The 17,343-nt window shown below is 62.3% G+C and carries 19 protein-coding genes; 18 read left to right on the top strand and 1 reads right to left on the bottom strand.

Going from position 1 to position 17,343, the window contains the following annotated elements; genetic code table 11:
• Positions 1 to 3: 3 nt before the first annotated feature.
• From pspB to AACR14_RS01855, 17 genes are all read left to right on the top strand, one after another.
• Positions 4 to 240 (top strand): envelope stress response membrane protein PspB, encoded by a 237-nt coding sequence (gene pspB / locus AACR14_RS01935; RefSeq protein ID WP_005333672.1) that lies wholly within the window; start codon positions 4 to 6, stop codon positions 238 to 240.
• On the top strand, positions 237 to 641 hold the full coding sequence (gene pspC / locus AACR14_RS01930; protein ID WP_019444926.1) for an envelope stress response membrane protein PspC: 405 nt from the start codon (positions 237 to 239) through the stop codon (positions 639 to 641). The genes pspB and pspC overlap by 4 nt, the downstream gene beginning before the upstream one ends.
• A 102-nt stretch (positions 642 to 743) precedes the next feature.
• Positions 744 to 2,150, top strand: a complete 1,407-nt coding sequence (locus AACR14_RS01925) for a YcjX family protein (protein ID WP_019444925.1) — start codon at positions 744 to 746, stop codon at positions 2,148 to 2,150.
• Between the two features lie 53 nt (positions 2,151 to 2,203).
• On the top strand, positions 2,204 to 3,235 hold the full coding sequence (locus AACR14_RS01920) for a YcjF family protein (protein ID WP_019444924.1): 1,032 nt from the start codon (positions 2,204 to 2,206) through the stop codon (positions 3,233 to 3,235).
• 190 nt (positions 3,236 to 3,425) lie between these two features.
• On the top strand, positions 3,426 to 4,349 hold the full coding sequence (locus AACR14_RS01915) for a LysR family transcriptional regulator (RefSeq protein ID WP_019444923.1): 924 nt from the start codon (positions 3,426 to 3,428) through the stop codon (positions 4,347 to 4,349).
• A 197-nt stretch (positions 4,350 to 4,546) separates the two neighbouring features.
• A complete protein-coding gene (locus tag AACR14_RS01910; protein WP_019444922.1) occupies positions 4,547 to 5,692 on the top strand; it encodes an ABC transporter substrate-binding protein in 1,146 nt (381 codons plus the stop codon).
• A 143-nt stretch (positions 5,693 to 5,835) separates the two neighbouring features.
• The gene (locus tag AACR14_RS01905; RefSeq protein WP_019444921.1) at positions 5,836 to 6,849 is read left to right on the top strand and encodes an ABC transporter ATP-binding protein; all 1,014 of its coding nucleotides are present in this window, start codon (positions 5,836 to 5,838) and stop codon (positions 6,847 to 6,849) included.
• Complete coding sequence (locus tag AACR14_RS01900; RefSeq protein ID WP_005346227.1) at positions 6,846 to 7,814, top strand: ABC transporter permease; 969 nt, start codon at positions 6,846 to 6,848, stop codon at positions 7,812 to 7,814. Before AACR14_RS01905 ends, AACR14_RS01900 begins: the two co-directional genes overlap by 4 nt.
• A gap of 137 nt (positions 7,815 to 7,951) precedes the next feature.
• Entirely contained in the window at positions 7,952 to 8,779 is an 828-nt protein-coding gene (locus tag AACR14_RS01895) for an ABC transporter permease (protein ID WP_019444920.1), read from the top strand.
• Between the two features lie 29 nt (positions 8,780 to 8,808).
• Positions 8,809 to 10,239 (top strand): gamma-aminobutyraldehyde dehydrogenase, encoded by a 1,431-nt coding sequence (locus AACR14_RS01890; RefSeq protein WP_019444919.1) that lies wholly within the window; start codon positions 8,809 to 8,811, stop codon positions 10,237 to 10,239.
• 153 nt (positions 10,240 to 10,392) lie between these two features.
• Complete coding sequence (gene phhA, locus AACR14_RS01885; RefSeq protein ID WP_019444918.1) at positions 10,393 to 11,187, top strand: phenylalanine 4-monooxygenase; 795 nt, start codon at positions 10,393 to 10,395, stop codon at positions 11,185 to 11,187.
• A 52-nt stretch (positions 11,188 to 11,239) separates the two neighbouring features.
• Positions 11,240 to 11,578, top strand: coding sequence for a 4a-hydroxytetrahydrobiopterin dehydratase (locus tag AACR14_RS01880; protein WP_019444917.1), 339 nt, complete (start codon positions 11,240 to 11,242; stop codon positions 11,576 to 11,578).
• Positions 11,575 to 11,697: a 4a-hydroxytetrahydrobiopterin dehydratase gene (locus AACR14_RS01875; RefSeq protein ID WP_019444916.1), complete on the top strand. Its 123-nt coding sequence runs from the start codon at positions 11,575 to 11,577 to the stop codon at positions 11,695 to 11,697. The genes AACR14_RS01880 and AACR14_RS01875 overlap by 4 nt, the downstream gene beginning before the upstream one ends.
• Positions 11,698 to 11,845: 148 nt before the next feature.
• Positions 11,846 to 13,393, top strand: a complete 1,548-nt coding sequence (tyrR, locus tag AACR14_RS01870; RefSeq protein WP_019444915.1) for a transcriptional regulator TyrR — start codon at positions 11,846 to 11,848, stop codon at positions 13,391 to 13,393.
• A 189-nt stretch (positions 13,394 to 13,582) separates the two neighbouring features.
• On the top strand, positions 13,583 to 14,140 hold the full coding sequence (locus AACR14_RS01865; RefSeq protein WP_005333646.1) for a YfiR family protein: 558 nt from the start codon (positions 13,583 to 13,585) through the stop codon (positions 14,138 to 14,140).
• Positions 14,137 to 15,366, top strand: a complete 1,230-nt coding sequence (locus AACR14_RS01860; protein WP_026034875.1) for a diguanylate cyclase domain-containing protein — start codon at positions 14,137 to 14,139, stop codon at positions 15,364 to 15,366. Before AACR14_RS01865 ends, AACR14_RS01860 begins: the two co-directional genes overlap by 4 nt.
• 35 nt (positions 15,367 to 15,401) lie before the next feature.
• Positions 15,402 to 15,890 carry an OmpA family protein gene (locus AACR14_RS01855; RefSeq protein ID WP_005333642.1) on the top strand — a complete coding sequence of 163 codons (489 nt, stop codon included), beginning with the start codon at positions 15,402 to 15,404 and terminating at the stop codon, positions 15,888 to 15,890.
• A 95-nt stretch (positions 15,891 to 15,985) separates the two neighbouring features.
• On the opposite strand, the gene AACR14_RS01850 is transcribed toward AACR14_RS01855, so the two are convergent.
• On the bottom strand, positions 15,986 to 16,723 hold the full coding sequence (locus tag AACR14_RS01850) for a TerC family protein (RefSeq protein ID WP_005352619.1): 738 nt from the start codon (positions 16,721 to 16,723) through the stop codon (positions 15,986 to 15,988).
• A 120-nt stretch (positions 16,724 to 16,843) separates the two neighbouring features.
• Between AACR14_RS01850 and AACR14_RS01845 the strand changes: the two genes are divergently transcribed.
• Positions 16,844 to 17,343 (top strand): ATP-NAD kinase family protein (locus tag AACR14_RS01845; RefSeq protein ID WP_019444913.1); only part of this gene is annotated, 500 nt, incomplete at its 3' end.

Genomic DNA, 17,343 nt, shown 5'->3' with positions numbered 1-17,343 from the left:
CAGATGGAAGATCTGCTGGGCGTATTGATGGTTCCCATGGTGGTCTTCATGGTGGTGGTAGCCCCCATCTGGCTGGTGCTGCACTATCGTGCCAAGGGGCGGATTGGCGCCGGTCTTGCTGATAGCGAGCGGGAACAGCTGCAAGGGCTGCTGGCTCGCACCGAGAAGATGCAGGAGCGAGTGGGCGCGCTGGAATCGATTCTGGATGCGGAAGTACCCGGTTGGAGGAACAAGGTATGAGCAGTGTCAGTCGTGAAGGGCGTAACCTCTATCGTGATCCCCGGCAGGGCAAGATAGCCGGGATCTGTGCCGGTTTGGCTGAGTATTTCGGGGTGGAGACCTGGATCGTGCGGCTGCTCGCCATCAGTGGCCTTATCTTCGCCGGTTTCATCACCTTCACCGCCTATATCGCCGCCTGGTTCTTGCTCGATAAAAAGCCGGTCACCCTCTATTCGCAAGAGGATGCCGACTTTGCCGAGGTGCGGATGAAGGCGCGTAGCTGGCAGGCGGGGATCACCCCTCATCAGGCGCTGGGCCGCATCGCGCAGGAACTTGACGCGCTGGAGCCCAGAGTTCAGCGGATCGAGAAGCTGGTGACCTCCAGGGAGTTCACCCTGCAGCGGGAGTTTCGCAAGCTGTAGTTCTTACTCAAGCACTCAATGTCGATGGTGGAATCTTCCGTGATGATCCACCATCGACACCAGCTATCCAGATGCAACCACCAAGGGAGAACGGGTCAAGCCTTGATACTCAATAAACTGGAACAGAAGTTGACTCGCCTGCAACACAAGGCGAACGACGTGGTGAACCGGGTGCGGGATCGCCATATCCGGCTGGCGGTGACCGGCCTCTCTCGCAGCGGCAAAACCGCCTTTATCACGGCGCTGGTCAACCAGCTGGAACACGCGGCCATCGACGGCCGTTTGCCGTTGTGGGATGCCCTGCGTCAGGGGCGCATCCTCGGTGCCCGCCGGGTGCCGCAGCTCAATGCCCACATTCCCACCTTTGCTTACGAGCGTGGCCTAGACTCCCTGTTTGGCGATCCACCAGCCTGGCCCGAGCCCACCCGCGGCGTGGCCGAGGTGCGTCTCGAAATTCGCTATCGCACCCGTCATCCTCTGCGCAAGCATCTGGGGGAGATCTCCACCCTCTACGTGGATCTGGTGGACTACCCCGGGGAGTGGCTGCTCGACTTGCCGCTGCTGGAGATGAGCTACGAGCAGTGGAGCGAACAGGTGCGCGAGCAACTTCGTCGCCCAGAGCTGCAGGCGCTCGCTGCCAGCTGGTTGACCCCCAGGTGGCAGGCTGAGCAACGCTTCGAAGAACGACCAGTGGCGGAGCTGACCGAGCGCTACACCGCCTATCTGCATGCCTGCAAACAGGAGCTGGGATTGCACCTTATTCAACCCGGTCGCTTCGTCTTGCCGGGGGAGTATGCCGGTGCCCCCATGCTGCAATTTGTCCCCTGGGTGTGGGAGATGCCTGTCGGCGAGCCCGCCGATGGCACTCTTTACGCCACTCTCAAGCAGCGCTTCGAGCAGTACAAACAGCATCTGGTGCAGGGTTTTTATGAGCAGCACTTTGCCGGCTTTGATCGCCAAATCGTGCTGGTGGACTGCCTGCAGCCCCTCAACGCCGGGGCGGCCAGCTTTGGCGACATGCAGCAGGCCATCGCCCGCATCATGGAGAGCTTTGCCTACGGCAAGAGCAACTGGTGGCGGCGGCTCTTCTCGCCCCGCATCGACAAGCTGCTGTTTGTGGCGAGCAAGGCCGATCACGTCACCCCCGAACAGCATGGGCCCATGGTCTCCCTGCTCCAGCATCTGGTGCGCAGCGGCCGCGGCCAGGCCCGTTTCGAGGGGATCACCACCGAGTGTCTGGCGCTCGCAGCCATCAAGGCGACCGAGGTGGGCAAGGGGGTGGCCAATGGCCGCGAGTTCCCCGCCATCCGCGGCACCAGCCTGAGCGGTGAGCCGCTGCTGCTGTTCCCCGGAGAGGTGCCGCCCCATATTCCGCCTGCGCAGTGGTGGAACAGTCAGGGCTTTGATTTTCAGGCGTTTCGCCCCATGCCCATGAGCGCCCATCAGGCGCTGCCCCATATCCGGCTCGATGCGGCGCTGGAGTTTCTGCTCGGGGATCACCTCGAATAACGGTGTGCGGTCTTGGCACCTGAGCCGAAGGCTGCGCACAGGAGAACAATGCGATGAACGATCAGATAAAAGAGCGGCCACCGCTGCAGGGCAAGGTGATCCTTGAGCCTGCCTTGACGGTGGCCAGTGACGAGCGCCCGCCCGCACCGGCCCAGCGGCTGGAGGAGGCGAGCTTCGAGCGCCTCGACGAGCTGGACGAGTTCACCGAGGTGGAGAGCGCCCTCGTCATCAAACCGCGTCGCCGTCATCGGCTGTTGGCGTGGGGGCTGGGGGCGGTCGGTCTGCTCTCGTTGGGCCAGTATGGCGCCTTTCTTTACGATCAATTCCTCACCACCCCGCTCTGGGGCAGCGCCTGGCTGGCAGCCTCGGCGCTGGTGGCGGCGGGGACCGCCAGCGTGGTGGGGCGCGAGTGGCTGCGGCTGCGCACCCTCAAGCGGCGCCAGGATGTGCGCTCGCGCGCAGAAGATCTGCTAGCCCATCAGGGGGTCGGGCAGGGGCAGGCCTTTTGCGAAGGGTTGGCGGTCAAAAGTGGCGACAAGGGGCGCGAGGGGTATCAGACCTGGCTGGCACAGCTCGACGAGAGCCACAGCGATCGGGAGGTGCTGACCCTCTACAGCCAGCTGGTACTCGGCGAGCGTGACAAGCTGGCACAGGCGCGGGTGGCCAAGTGGTCGGGGGAGGCCGCCGTGCTGGTGGCACTGAGCCCGCTCGCCACCGTCGACATGATGCTGATGCTGTGGCGCAACCTGCGGATGATCGAGGATATCGCCGATGTCTACGCCATCGAGCTTGGCTACTGGAGCCGCATACGCCTCATCCGTCAGGTGTTTCGCAACATGCTCTACGCCGGCGCCACCGAGCTGGTGACCGAGGTGGGGATGGACTTGCTGGGGGCCGAGCTTACCGCCAAGCTCTCTGCCCGCGCGGCGCAAGGGGTAGGGGCCGGACTGCTCACCGCTCGCCTTGGCCTGCGCACCATAGAGGCGTGCCGCCCGCTGCCCTGGTGTGCGGACGAGAAACCGAAACTCGGCGAGCTGCGCAAGCGGCTGATCGGCCAGCTGGCGGGGTATCTCAACAAATCCTGATAGCTCTGTCTGCACCTTGCTGCGATGACCCATGCCCCTGTTGTGCTCGCCAAGCCGCAGGGGCATGGTTTTAATCGGCAGATCATTGAGTTGGCTGCAGTGCCCGGTTTTGGCGAGGCGCCCGTTTACGGTTAAGCTGGCAGTCAATCTTACCAATCACACCAATATTACCAATCGGCAAGGATGCCCGATGAACTTTACCTTTCGCCAGATCCGTTATTTTGTGGCCGTGGCCGACAGCTTCTCAGTGAGTCGCGCCGCCGCCGAGCTGCATATCTCCCAGTCGGCGGTCACCAGCGCCATTCGCGAGCTGGAGACCGAGCTCGGCGCCCCGCTATTCGAGCGCAATCCGCGCGGCGTCACCCTCACCACTCAGGGCCACCAGTTTTTGCTCCACGCCCGCCGTATTCTCGGCGCCATGACCGAGGCGAGCCACTCCCTCAAAGCGGTGGCCCAGCAGGATCAGGGACGGCTCACTATTGGTGTGACCACCTTGGTGGCGGGTTACTACCTCTCAGAGGCGCTCGGCCGTTTTCGCCGCGCCTTTCCGGCGGTACAGATCGAGGTGAAGGAGGATGAACAGCCCTTCCTTGAGCACCAGATCGTCAACGGCGAGGTGGATGTGGGGATCCTGATGACCAACCGCACCATCCGGCAAGAGGCGTTTGATACCGAGTTGCTGACCCGCTCGCCGCTGCGGCTCTGGCTGGCCGCCAACCACCCGCTCTGTGCCGAGTCGACCCTCTCGCTCACCGCGCTGGGGGAGGAGTCGATGATCTCGCTGACCGCCGATCAGCTCGATCAGATCATCGGTGGCGGCCTGCGCCGCTACGGCATCTCCCCCCGTATCGTACTGCGCACCGCGTCGGTGGAGGCAGTGCGTAGTCTGGTGGCGAGCCAGCTCGGGGTCGCCCTGTTGCCCGATTTTGCCTATCGCCCCTGGTCGCTGGAGCAGGAGCGGGTCGAGGCGCGCCCCATCAAGGAGCCCATTCCCGCCATCGATATCGGGCTGGTGTGGCGCCGTGGTTCTCGGCTGGATTGGACGGCGCGGGAATTTATCGATATTGCGCGGGATCAGAGCCGGTTGCGGGCCCGTCAGGCGCTTCCTCGCTAGCCACCTCTTGCGGGGTAGCCACCAAAAATCAGATTCATCTGCACTCGATATCGATTTAGCTGATACCTGAGCCACCAAAAATTGAAATATTCATCGTATTGCCACTCCCCTAAGCTCATTGCTGGTTAACAGGATGTTAACGCCCATGGTGGCGTTCCTTCACCTGATGCAAGTCAACACAATGCAAGGAGTGCATGATGAAATTGACCCCTCTGATGCTGGCTCTTGTGCCGGCGCTGCTGGCTGGCCAGACCCAGGCTGCCCCGACCGAGCTCGGCAAGGGTGAAGGCCAGCTCAATATCGTGGCCTGGGCTGGCTACGTTGAGCGTGGCGAGACCGACAAGAACTACGACTGGGTGACCGGCTTCGAGAAAGAGACCGGCTGCAAGGTGAGCGTCAAGACGGCGGCCACCTCGGACGAGATGGTGGCGTTGATGAACGAGGGGGGCTTCGATCTGGTGACCGCCTCCGGCGATGCCAGTCTGCGTCTGATTGCCGGTGGCAAGGTGCAGGCGCTCAATCTGGCGCTCATCCCGAGCTACAGCAAGATTGATCCCCGGCTGCAAAATGCCCCCTGGCACACTGTGGATGGCAAGCACTACGGCGTGCCCTACCAGTGGGGCGGCAATATCCTGATGTACAACACCAAGGTGTTCCCCAAGGCACCGGACTCCTGGAACGTGGTATTCGAGGAACAGACCCTGGCGGATGGCAAGTCTAACAAGGGGCGGGTGCAGGCCTTTGACGGCCCGATCCACATCGCCGATGCCGCCCTCTATCTGATGACCCATCAGCCTGCCCTGGGCATCAAGGATCCTTACGAGCTGAACGAGGATCAGTACAAGGCCTCCCTCGATCTGCTGCGCAAGCAGCGCCAGCTGGTGGGACGCTACTGGCATGATGCCTTCGTCCAGATCGATGACTTCAAGAATGAAGGGGTGGTTGCGTCAGGCTCCTGGCCGTTCCAGGCCAATGCCCTGATTGCCGACAAGCAGCCCATCGCCACCACTGTGCCGAAAGAGGGAGTGACCGGTTGGGCAGATACCAGCATGGTGCACAGCGATGCCAAGAACCTCACCTGCGCTTACAAGTGGCTGGAGCACTCCCTGAGCAACAAGCTGCAGGGGGATCTCGCCGCCTGGTTTGGCTCGGTGCCTGTGGTGCCTGCCGCCTGTGAGGGCAATGCCCTGCTGGGCCCGACCGGGTGCAAAACCAACGGTATCGACAACTTCGATCGGGTTCGCTTCTGGCGCACTCCGGTCTCCCAGTGCAAGAGCCAGGGAACTTGCGTGCCCTATTACCGCTGGGTTTCCGACTATATCGCCATTCTGGGCGGCCGCTAAGGCGGGGTGAGCAAGGTGGTCGGAACCGTTGCCACCTTGCCAACGGCAGGGGCGCTGCGCCTCCTCTGCACGACTGCCGAGAGCGGATAATCAAGCGGGCCGGACAGGATTCCGGCCCATCCCAGTACAGACAAGGATGCCCTATGAACGCCGTACAATTTGACCGGGTCAGTCGCCACTATGGCGAGGTGAAGGCGGTCGACGACATCTCTTTCCAGATCCCCTCTGGGGAATTCTTTACCCTACTGGGGCCGAGCGGTTCCGGCAAGACCACTTGCCTGCGGATGATCGCGGGCTTCGAGTACCCGAGCGACGGGGAGATCCGCCTGTTCGGCGAGCCCTGCTCCACCGTGCCCCCCTACGATCGCAACCTCAATACCGTGTTTCAGGACTATGCCCTGTTTCCCAACATGGATGTGCGCGACAACATCGGCTATGGCCTGATGCTCAAGGGGGTCGCCAAGGCACAGCGTTACCGCAAGGTGGACGAGATGCTGGAGCTGGTGCGACTGCCCGGGGTCGGCAAGCGCCGCCCGAGCCAGCTCTCTGGCGGCCAGCGCCAGCGCATCGCCATCGCCCGAGCCCTCATCAACCAGCCACGCATCCTGCTGCTGGATGAGCCGCTGGGGGCCCTCGATCTTAAACTGCGCGAGCAGATGCAGCTTGAGCTCAAGGCGTTGCAACGCCAGCTGGGCATCACCTTTATCTTCGTCACCCACGATCAGCAGGAGGCGCTCTCCATGAGCGACCGGATCTGCATCTTCAGTCAGGGCAAGATCGAGCAGATTGCTGCGCCCGATACTATCTACGACGCTCCGGCGACGCCGTTTGTGGCACGCTTCGTCGGTACCGTCAATCTGTTCGAAGGGGAGCAGGCCAGACGGCTGTGCGGCGACGGCAGCCAGATGATGGTGCGCCCGGAGCGGATCCGGCTCGCTGAGGCGGGCGCGCCGGGCTGGTCGGGGGAGATCCGCGAGGTGGAGTACCTGGGTCCCTTCGTCCGTTATCGGGTTGATCTCGGGGAGCAGCTCGAGATCATCGTCAACCACCCCAATGAGGGGCAGGCCCGTCTGGCCCGTGGCAGCAGGGTCAGCCTCAGCTGGCCGGAGCAGGCCATCCACCGCCTGAGCGGCGCCCATCAGGGGGCGCAGCCATGAGTGCCCCTCACAGTGCGAGTCTTGCCATGAACCATCAGCCCGAACCTGCCCGTTTCAGGCCGCTGCGGCGCCTCTCGACCCTGCTCTATGGGCGGCCCGGCCTGCTGCTGGCGATCCTGCTGGGGCCGCCGCTGCTGTGGCTCGGGATCATCTATGTCGGCTCCTTGCTGATGCTGCTCTCCAACTCCTTGTTCGGGCTGGACGAGTTCAGCGGTCAGGTGCGCCACGAGCTGGGGCTGCAAAACTTCGTCGCCCTGCTGCGACCGGAGAATCTGGATGTGATCGGCCGCACCGTCGGCATGTCGCTGCTGGTGACCCTGGCCTGCGCCCTGCTCGGTTTTCCGGTTGCCTACTACATGGCGCGCTACACCAGTGGCAAGACCCGGGCGCTGTTCTATGTGGGGATCATGCTGCCGCTCTGGTCCAGCTATCTGGTACGGGTCTATGCCTGGAAGCTGATCTTGGCCAAGGAGGGGGTAGTAAGCTGGCTGGCAGACAGCATGGGGCTGGAGTGGCTGCTCGATGCCATCCTCTCCTTGCCAGTGATAGGTGGCCCGTCGCTCTCCTTCTCGCGGCTCGGCACCTTTATCGTGTTCGTCTATGTCTGGCTGCCCTTCATGATCCTGCCCATTCAGGCGGCGGTGGAGCGTATACCGCGCTCCCTCTTGGAGGCGAGCAGCGATCTGGGGGCGACACCCGCCCAGACCTTTCGCAACCTGATCCTGCCGCTGGCGTTGCCCGGTGTGGTGGCGGGCTCCATTTTCACCTTCTCGCTGACCCTAGGTGATTACATCATCCCCGGCATCATCGGCAACTCGACCATGTATATCGGTCAGGTGGTCTACATGCAACAGGGAACGGCGGGCAATCTGCCCTTTGCCGCCGCCTTCTCGCTGGTGCCGATCCTTATCATCGCCATCTATCTGGCGATTGCGAAACGGTTAGGAGCCTTTGATGCGCTTTGATGCCCATATTGCACTCATCCATGTATCTCCTCCGGTGCCCAGCCTGATCATGGCTATCAACCGACGACCGTCAAACGGCAGGGGGCTTTTGATGCGCTTTGAATCAATCGCTTTGAACCGGCAGCAAGGAGGCCTTCATGTCAGCTAGCTCAATGAGCCGTCAGGGAGAGCGCCCTTCGGGCCTGCTCAAGTACGCCGCCATCGGCGGGCTTCTATTCCTGCATTTTCCCATTCTGTTTATCTTCCTCTACGCCTTCACCAGCGAGAGCAAGAGTTACCAGTTTCCGCCCCCCGGGCTCACCCTCAAGTGGTTCGAGGTGACCCTCAATCGCCCCGATGTGTGGCGTGCTATCCAGTTGTCGCTGGAGGTAGCGGGGCTGGCGACGCTGGCGGCCATGATCCTCGGCACCTTGGCGGCAGGGGCCATTGCCCGCAGCCGCTTCTTCGGTCAGGAGGTGGTGTCGCTCTTGCTGGTGCTGCCCATCGCGCTGCCCGGTATTGTCACCGGTATCGCGCTGCGCTCGGCCTACGGCCTGATGGAGATCCCGTTCAGCTTCTGGACCATCGTTATCGGCCACGCCACCTTCTGTGTGGTGGTGGTCTACAACAATGCGCTGGCCCGTTTTCGCCGCACCAACCAGAGCCTCATCGAGGCGTCGATGGATCTCGGGGCCGACGGCTTCCAGACCCTGCGCTACGTGATCCTGCCCAATCTGGCCACGGCGCTGCTGGCGGGGGGCATGCTGGCCTTTGCCCTGAGCTTTGACGAAGTGATCGTCACTACCTTCACGGCGGGCCAGCAGACCACCCTGCCCATCTGGATGTATCAGGAGCTGATCCGTCCCCGTGACAGGCCGGTCACCAACGTGGTGGCCCTCATCATAGTGGCCTTCACCACTATCCCTATTTTGCTTGCCTACTACCTCACTCGCGACACCCATGATGTCGCTGGCAGTGGCAAATGATGACTCAACGCGTGCGCAAGGATGCAACCATGAAACTCTCTACCCAACTCTTGATTGATGGCCAGTTTGTGACCGGCGAGGGGCAGGCCGAACCCATTCTCAACCCGGCCAACGGCGAACAGATCGCCGCCGTGCCCGAAGCCTCGTTCGAACAGGTGAACCGGGCTGTGAACGGTGCCCAGCGCGCCTTCGCCCAGTGGAGCCGCACTACCCCTGCCCAGCGCAGCAACCTGCTGCTGCGTCTGGCGGATCTCGTCGAACGCCACGCCGAGGAGTTTGCGGCGCTGGAATCCCTCAACTGCGGCAAACCCTATCTAGCCGTGCTCAACGACGAGCTGCCCGCGGTGGTGGACTGCTTCCGCTTCTTTGCCGGGGCGGCCCGCTGCCTGCAAGGGCCGTTGGCGGGGGAGTATCTCGAGGGGCACACCAGTATGATCCGGCGCGACCCCATAGGTGTTGTGGGCAGTATCGCCCCCTGGAACTACCCGCTGATGATGGCGGCCTGGAAGATGGCGCCGGTGCTGGCGGCGGGCAATACGGTGGTGCTCAAACCCTCCGAACAGACCCCGCTCACCGCGCTGCGTTTGGCGGAGCTGGCCAGCGAGATCTTCCCCCGCGGCGTCATCAACGTCATCTGTGGGCGGGGGGAAAGCGTGGGGGCGCCGCTGGTGGAGCATCCGCTGGTGCGGATGGTGTCGCTCACCGGCGATATCGCCACCGGTCAGAAGATCCTGCAGAGCGCTGCCCGCACCATGAAGCGCACCCACCTTGAGCTGGGAGGCAAGGCGCCGGTCATCATTTTCGACGATGCGGATCTGGAGGCGGTGGTGGCAGGCATTCGCACCTTCGGTTTCTACAACGCAGGCCAGGATTGCACCGCCGCCTGCCGTATCTATGCCCAGGGCAAGATCTACGACAAGTTCGTCGCCGCCATGACCGATGCTGTGGCCTCCATCAAGGTGGGAAGCCAGTACGAGGAGGGGGTCGAGATGGGGCCGCTTATCTCGGACAGACAGCGCAACCGGGTCGCCAGCTTTGTCGAGCGGGCCCAGAGCAGCGGTCATGTGGAGGTGACGGCGGGGGGCAAGATCCGTCCCGGCAACGGCTTCTTCTTCGAGCCGACCCTGATTGTCGGGGCCCGGCAGGAGGATGAGATCGTGCGCCGCGAGGTGTTTGGCCCCGTGGTGTCGGTGACCCGTTTTAACGATGCCGAGCAGGTGGTGCAGTGGGCCAACGACTCGGACTATGGCCTCGCCTCGTCGGTCTGGACCAAAGATCTGAGCCTCGCCAGCAAGGTGGCCAGCCACCTGCAATATGGCTGCACTTGGATCAACACCCACTTCATGCTCACCTCCGAGATGCCCCACGGCGGCATGAAGATGTCGGGCTACGGCAAGGATCTCTCCCTCTATGCGCTGGAGGATTACACGGTGCCGCGCCATATCATGGTCAAGCTGTAGTGGGGACTGGTTAGCGGGTTGTCACAATTTATTTACAACTGTTTCAGGCAGCCGACTAATGGGTCGGCTGCTTTTTTTGTTGCCATTTCGTTACAGTGAAACCGTGATGAAACGGCAAGGCGCCTTGATATGGCGCCAGAGGATGGAACCGCTATGGCAACCTTTTACACCGCCCACCAGCCGGATGCTGACGGGGTGATCCACTACAGCAACGAGGAGCATGGTACCTGGCAGGTCCTGATCGAACGTCAGTTCGCCGCTCTTGCTGGCAAGGGGTGTGACGAGTATCTGGCCGGTCTCGACAGACTGGGGCTGCCCCGTGATCGCATCCCCCAGCTGGCCGAGATCAACGCCGTCTTGCAGCCTGCGACCGGCTGGTCGGTGGCGGCGGTGCCTGCGCTTATCTCGTTCGATCGCTTCTTCGCCCTGCTGGCCAATCGCCAGTTTCCGGTGGCGACCTTTATCCGGCGCCGGGACGAGCTCGACTACCTGCAAGAGCCCGATATCTTTCACGAGATCTTTGGCCACTGCGCCATGCTGACCAATCCGGCCTTTGCCCACTTCACCCACCTATACGGTCAGTTGGGGCAGCAGGCGAGCAAGGATCAGCGGGTTTTTCTGGCGCGGCTCTACTGGTTCACCGTGGAGTTTGGCCTCTTGGCAACGCCCGACGGGCTGCGTATCTACGGTGGCGGCATTCTCTCCTCCATCGGCGAGACCGCCTATGCCCTCTCCGGCCAGCCGCTGCTGCAACCTTTCGATCTGTTGACCGTGCTGCGCACTCCCTATCGCATCGACATCATGCAGCCCACCTATTTTGTGCTGCCGAGTCTCGATCATCTCTACCAACTGACCGGGGAGGAGATCATGGCTGCTCTGGCTGAGGCCAGTCGTCTTGGCCTCTATCCGCCGCGCTTTGAGGTTCCCGCTGGCAAACAGGCGAGCTGACCAAAGGCAAACAACTCTATTTCATTTTCATTAATTCAAGCAGGAGTAACTTATGTCCGAACTGGCCAGCCAGCAGTGTGAAGCGTGCCGCGCCGATGCCCCCAAGGTGAGCGATGAGGAGCTGCGCGAGCTGATGCAGCTTATTCCCGACTGGCAGCCGCTGGTGGAGGAGGGGGCGCTGCAACTGCGGCGGGAATTTACGTTTCGCAACTTCAAGGAGGCGCTGGCCTTCACCAACCGCCTGGGGGAGCTGGCGGAGGCGGAGTTCCATCATCCGGCTATCCTGACAGAGTGGGGCAAGGTGACCGTCAGCTGGTGGACTCACAAGATTGGCGGTTTGCATCGCAACGACTTCATCATGGCTGCACGCACGGATGAGCTGCTGAAGTGAACGCCACCACTCATCGAGTGAGCGATATGGTGATCGTCAGCTGGTGGACCCACAAGATCGGCGGATTACACCGCAACGACTTCATCATGGCTGCGCGCACCGATCAGTTGCTCCGGTAATCGCATCCCACACCAGCGTCATCGGTTGACCCGGGCCTGCCTGCGAAAGCGGGGCAGGCCCGCATTTTTATGGGCTGGCGCTCGCACTGGGGGGATCGAGACTGTATTATCCGCTCATTCATAGAGTTAGCTAGGAAGTGTGTCCCGAATGCGTCTTGAAGTCAGCTGTGAAGACCGCCTGGGCCTGACCCGGGAACTGCTCGACCGCCTGGTGGAGCACAATATCGATCTGCGCGGCATCGAAATCGATACCTCAGGCATCATCTATCTCAACTTTCCCGAGCTGGAGTTCAGTGATTTTCAGCACCTGATGCCGGAGATCCGCCGCATTCCCGGCGTCTACGACGTCAAGACCATCCCCTACATGCCCTCCGAGCGGGAGCACCACGAGATTGAGGCGCTGCTCAAGGCGCTGCCGGATCTGGTCTTCTCGCTCGATGCCAAGGGCAAGGTGACCCAGGCCAACCAGTCGGCCCTCACCACCCTCGGCTTGCCGGTGGAGGAGGTGCGCGGCGTGGCGCTCGGCTCGCTGGTCAAGGGCTTCTCCTTCAGCCGCTGGCTGGAGGCGAGCGAGATCAAGCCGCAGACCTGCAAGCTCAGTTTCAATGGCGAAGAGTATCTGGCAGATCTGATGCCGCTGTTCGTGGCAGAAGCCCGCGGCAAGCAGGCGCTGGCCGGGGCCGTGGTGGTGCTCAAATCTGCCCGGCGGGTCGGCCTGCACTTCAGTGCGCTCCATGCGGTGGAAGTGGGGGGCTTCGAGCATCTGCAGGCCGAGAGTCCCAAGATGAAAGAGGTGCTGTCGCAAGCGCGTAAACTGGCGATGCAGGACGCGCCGCTGCTGATTGTCGGTGAGACCGGTACCGGTAAAGAGCTGCTGGCCCGTGCCTGTCACGGGGCCAGCCTGCGCTCCAGCCACCCCTTTATGGCCCTCAACTGCGCCGCCATGCCCGATAACGTGGCCGAGAGCGAGCTGTTTGGTTATGCCCCCGGCGCCTTTGGCAACAACACCGAGGGCAAGCGCGGCGTGCTGGAGCTGGCGAGCGGCGGCACCCTGATGCTGGACGAGATCGGCGACATGTCTCCTCATCTGCAGACCAAGTTTTTGCGGGTGTTGCAGGATGGGGTATTCCGCCGAGTCGGTGACGAGCAGGAGGTGAAGGTCAACGTGCGTTTCATCTGCACTACCCAGAAGCAGTTGCTGGATCTGGTGCACGAAGGAACCTTCCGCGAGGATCTCTACTATCGCCTCAACGTGCTCAGTCTGGCGCTGCCCCCCCTGCGCGAGCGCAAGGCGGATATCATGGTGCTGGCCCAGCAGTTTGTCTCCCGCTTTGCCAGCGAGTTGCAGCGACCCCGTCCGCGCTTTACCCGCAACATGGCCGACTACCTGACCGCCTACCGCTGGCCGGGCAACGTGCGTCAGCTGCGCAACTGTCTCTACCGTGCCATGACCCTGCTGGAAGGGGATGAGCTGGGGCCCGAGCAGATCGACCTGCCGGTGGCGGCCGATACCATGCCGCTGATCGACGAGTGGTTTGAGGGGAATCTCGACGATGCGGTGAAGCGCTTCGAGAGCCAGCTGCTGGCCCGGCTCTATCCCGCCTTCCCATCGACGCGCCAGCTGGCCAAACGCCTGGGCGTGTCGCATACCGCCATCGCCAACAAGCTGCGGGAATACGGCATCAGCAAGAAGTGATTTCCGCCTTGCTGCCTGCCACCAGAGAGCCCGTTACCAGACGGGCTCTCCGTTTTCTTTACACGAACTCGGTAGATGATGGTGGGGTGAGACTTGTCAGGCCAGTGTCAGCCAACTTACTATCTGGGTTCATCTACCCGAACCGCAATGCCATAGCAGCGGTATTGTCAAGGCGACTACCTCCCGATCATGCTGTTACTCTTTTCCCCCCGTTTAACTGCCCGTCTGGCGCTCCTGTTGGTTGCGTTTGGCCTGCTGTTGCCCCGCGCGCTGGCGGAAACGGCCGCAGAGAGCCGGGCGACGGCGGTCAGGGAGCTGGTGCTCGATATCATGAGTTACACCCGCTGGCCCACCGAGCCTGCGGTGCTGCGTATGTGCGTGGCGGCGCCGACCGAATATGCCGGCGCCCTCTTTACCATCGATCGTCAGGCCAATGGCCGTACCGTGCAGGTCCATCGTTACGAGGCGAGCGATCCGGCCATCAGCGATCACTGCGATGTGCTCTATCTGGGGGTGCTCGACGAGCCGACCCGGATTGCGCTGTTTGCCCGCCTGCAGGGACACCCAGTGCTCAGCATCAGCGAATACAACCACGACTGTTCCACCAGCTCGGTGTTCTGCCTGCAGACCTCGCCGGACAGCGTGCGGGTGCGGTTTAAAGTGAACCTCGATGCCCTGGCCCTGAGCGGCGTGCGGGTGCATCCCGCCGTGCTCAAGCTGGCCCATGCCGACAAGGGGGTCCCATGAGACGACAGGTGAGCGCGGCTCCCCGCCGTCTGACCCTGCGTCAGAGCCTGGGGCGAACCCATCTGGTGGCCGCCATTACAGCCGTCAGCGTGGCAGGACTCTTTTTTACTCTGGTGGCCCTGCTGGTAGTGCGTTTTTACGCCGACCACAATCTGGAGCTGGTAGCCCGCGCCATCAGCTACAGCGCCGAGGCGGCGGTGGTGTTCCACGATGAGGAGGCGGCGAGCGAGGCGCTCAGTGGCATCGTTGCCAAGGAAGAGGTGGCCCAAGCCACTATCGTACTGACCAATGGTCAGCTGCTCGCCAGTTGGGAGCGCCCCAGAAGCAACCCGCTGGTGACGCTCGAAGACTATCTGGCCCAACTGCTGATGCCGGGGCCTGTCAAACTCCCCATGCTGCGGGGTGGTGAGCAGATCGCTACCATCGAGCTGCGCGGCCACGGTGAATATCTGTTGCTGTTTTTGCTCTCGGCACTGCTGGTGATGGTGGTTTGCCTGATGCTGAGCGCCATGGTGGCACTCTATGTGGCTGACCGGATGCAGGTCTCCATCACCGCACCGCTGCGCAAACTGGCACTTGTCGCCCACTCGGTACGCCGACAGCGCACCCTGGGGATGCGGGCGCCACCGGCCGATATCGTCGAGATTAACGAGCTGGGGGATGACTTCAACTCCCTGCTGGACGAGCTGCAAGCCTGGCAGGCCCAGCAGGCCCGCGAAAATGCCAGCCTGCTCCATCAGGCGACTCACGATGCCCTCACCGGACTGCCCAATCGCGCCCTGTTTGAAGCGCGGCTCGCGCAGGCCATCTCCCTCGGCGAGCAAGAGGGGTTTGCGCTGCTCTATCTCGACTGCGATCGCTTCAAGCAAATTAATGACACGCTGGGGCATAACGCCGGTGACGATGTGCTGATCGCGCTCTCAAGACGGGTACAACATCAGCTGCGTCCGGATGATCTGGTTTTTCGCCTCGGTGGTGACGAGTTTGCGGTGCTGGTTGGCCCACTCCAGCGACAGCATGAGGTGGAAGAGGTGATTGGCCGCATCCAGCAGGCGATGAGCGAACCGGTGGCGCTGCGTGACGGTCGTCAGCTGGTGGCCGGGGTGAGTGTCGGCTTCGCCGTCTATCAGGCGGGCATGAGTGCCAGCGTGCTGTGTGATCAGGCCGATGCAGCCATGTATCTGGCGAAACGGGCGCGCCGCAGCGAACAGCAAACCATCGCCTGACTGGCAAGAATAACAACATAAACAAGGAGCAAACCATGAAGATCACCCACCTGTTGAAAGTGACCCTGCTGGGGTTGATGTTGTCGCTGCTGGCCGGTTGCCAGAGCGCGCCCAAGGGGTTGACCCCGGAGCAGATCGCCGTGCTCAAGGAGCAGGGTTTTTATCTGACCGATGAGGGGTGGACGCTGGATCTGGCCAACCGGGTGCTGTTTGCCAACAACGTGGGGGCGCTCAATCCCCAGACTCGCCAATCCGTTGAAAAACTGGGTAAAACACTGCTTGGCGTAGGGTTGGACAAGGCGCGGGTGGATGGCCACACCGACAATACCGGCGAGAGCAGCTACAACCAGCAACTCTCCCTGAAGCGGGCCCAGTCGGTGGCCGATGTGCTGGTCTCGGTCGGCATGAAGCCAGCCAATCTGGAGATCCATGGCCGTGGCGAGACCATGCCGCTGGCGGATAACAAGACCAGAGAGGGCCGGGCCGCCAACCGCCGGGTTGCCATCGTCATCAGCGATCAATAACCCTTTCATCGTTTCGTTACCCATAAAAAAAGAGCGCCCGATCGGCGCTCTTTTTGATCGCGACAGCTGGGGTCGCGGGGGCATGTGGGGCAGGGTTACTGCGCGCTATTCTGCCCGTTATTGTCGTGATGGCTGCGCAGGCGGATGTTGATCATCTCCACCACCAGCGAGAAGGCCATGGCGAAGTAGATGTAGCCCTTCGGAATATGCAGATCCATCCCCTCGGCCATCAGGGCGAAGCCCACTAGGGTGAGGAAGGAGAGGGCCAGCATCTTGATGGTGGGGTGGGCATCGACAAAATCACCGATGGATTTGGCGGCAAACATCATGATGAAGACGGCGATCATGATGGCCAGCACCATCACCGGCACGTGATCGGCCATGCCGACTGCGGTGATCACCGAGTCGAGGCTGAACACGATATCGAGGATGGCGATCTGGATCAGGGTGCTGATAAAGCCCGAGGCCGCTTTGCTGACGCTCTCCGGCTCGGCCGCCCCTTCCAGGGTGACGTGGATCTCGTGGGCACTCTTGCCGATGAGGAACAGGCCCCCCAGCAGCAGGATCAGATCGCGGCCGGAGATGGCTTCACCCAGCACGGTGAAGAGCGGATCGGTGAGGCGCATCACCCAGGCCAGCGAGAGCAGCAGCAGGATCCGGGTACCCATGGCGAGCCCCAGACCCAGAATGCGCGCTTTTTGACGCTGCGCCTCCGGCAGGCGACCCACCAGGATGGAGATAAAGATGATGTTGTCGATGCCCAGCACGATCTCGAGCAGGGTAAGGGTGGCGAGTGCGACCCAGGCAGAGGGATCAAGAACCCATTCCAGCATGATTGAACCTTGGTTGAAAATTGGTTGGAAAATTGAAGCAGCGCATTCTAGCAGGGGCGCCACTGCTTGTCCCAGAGGGGGGAAAAGATAAAAATGGTGGCCATCGCAAGGGAGGCTGGCATGTTTCGATTAGGGTTCATTATTAATCCGGTCGCCGGGATTGGCGGCGCAGTGGGGCTCAAGGGCAGTGACGGCGTGGTGGATGAGGCGCTTGCTCGTGGTGCCGTGCCCAAGGCGCAGGAGCGGGCGCGGCAAGCCTTGTTGCCACTGTGCGAGCTGAGCGTCCCGTTCGAACTGCTGACGGTGGCGGGAGAGATGGGGGAGGCGGTGGCCCGAGAGCTGGGATTGCCCTGTCGGGTCATCTATCAACCGGTCGGGGAGAGCACCTCGGCCGATGATACCCGCCACGCCGCCGGGCTGATGCGCGAAGCCGGGGTCGATCTGCTGCTGTTTGCCGGTGGCGATGGCACGGCGCGGGATATCTGCGCCGCGGTGGGGGAGTCCTGCCATGTGCTCGGCATTCCGGCGGGGTGCAAGATCCACTCCGGCGTCTACGGGGTGACCCCCGCCGCTAGCGGGCGGGTGGTGGCGCGGATGATCGCAGGGGAACTGCTCAGCCT

The organism is Aeromonas sp. 159, assembly GCF_963862045.1.
In the GTDB taxonomy this organism is placed as follows: domain Bacteria; phylum Pseudomonadota; class Gammaproteobacteria; order Enterobacterales; family Aeromonadaceae; genus Aeromonas; species Aeromonas veronii.
Note: the sequence above shows the minus strand (reverse complement) of the source record. Positions and strands in the feature narration are given on the sequence as shown.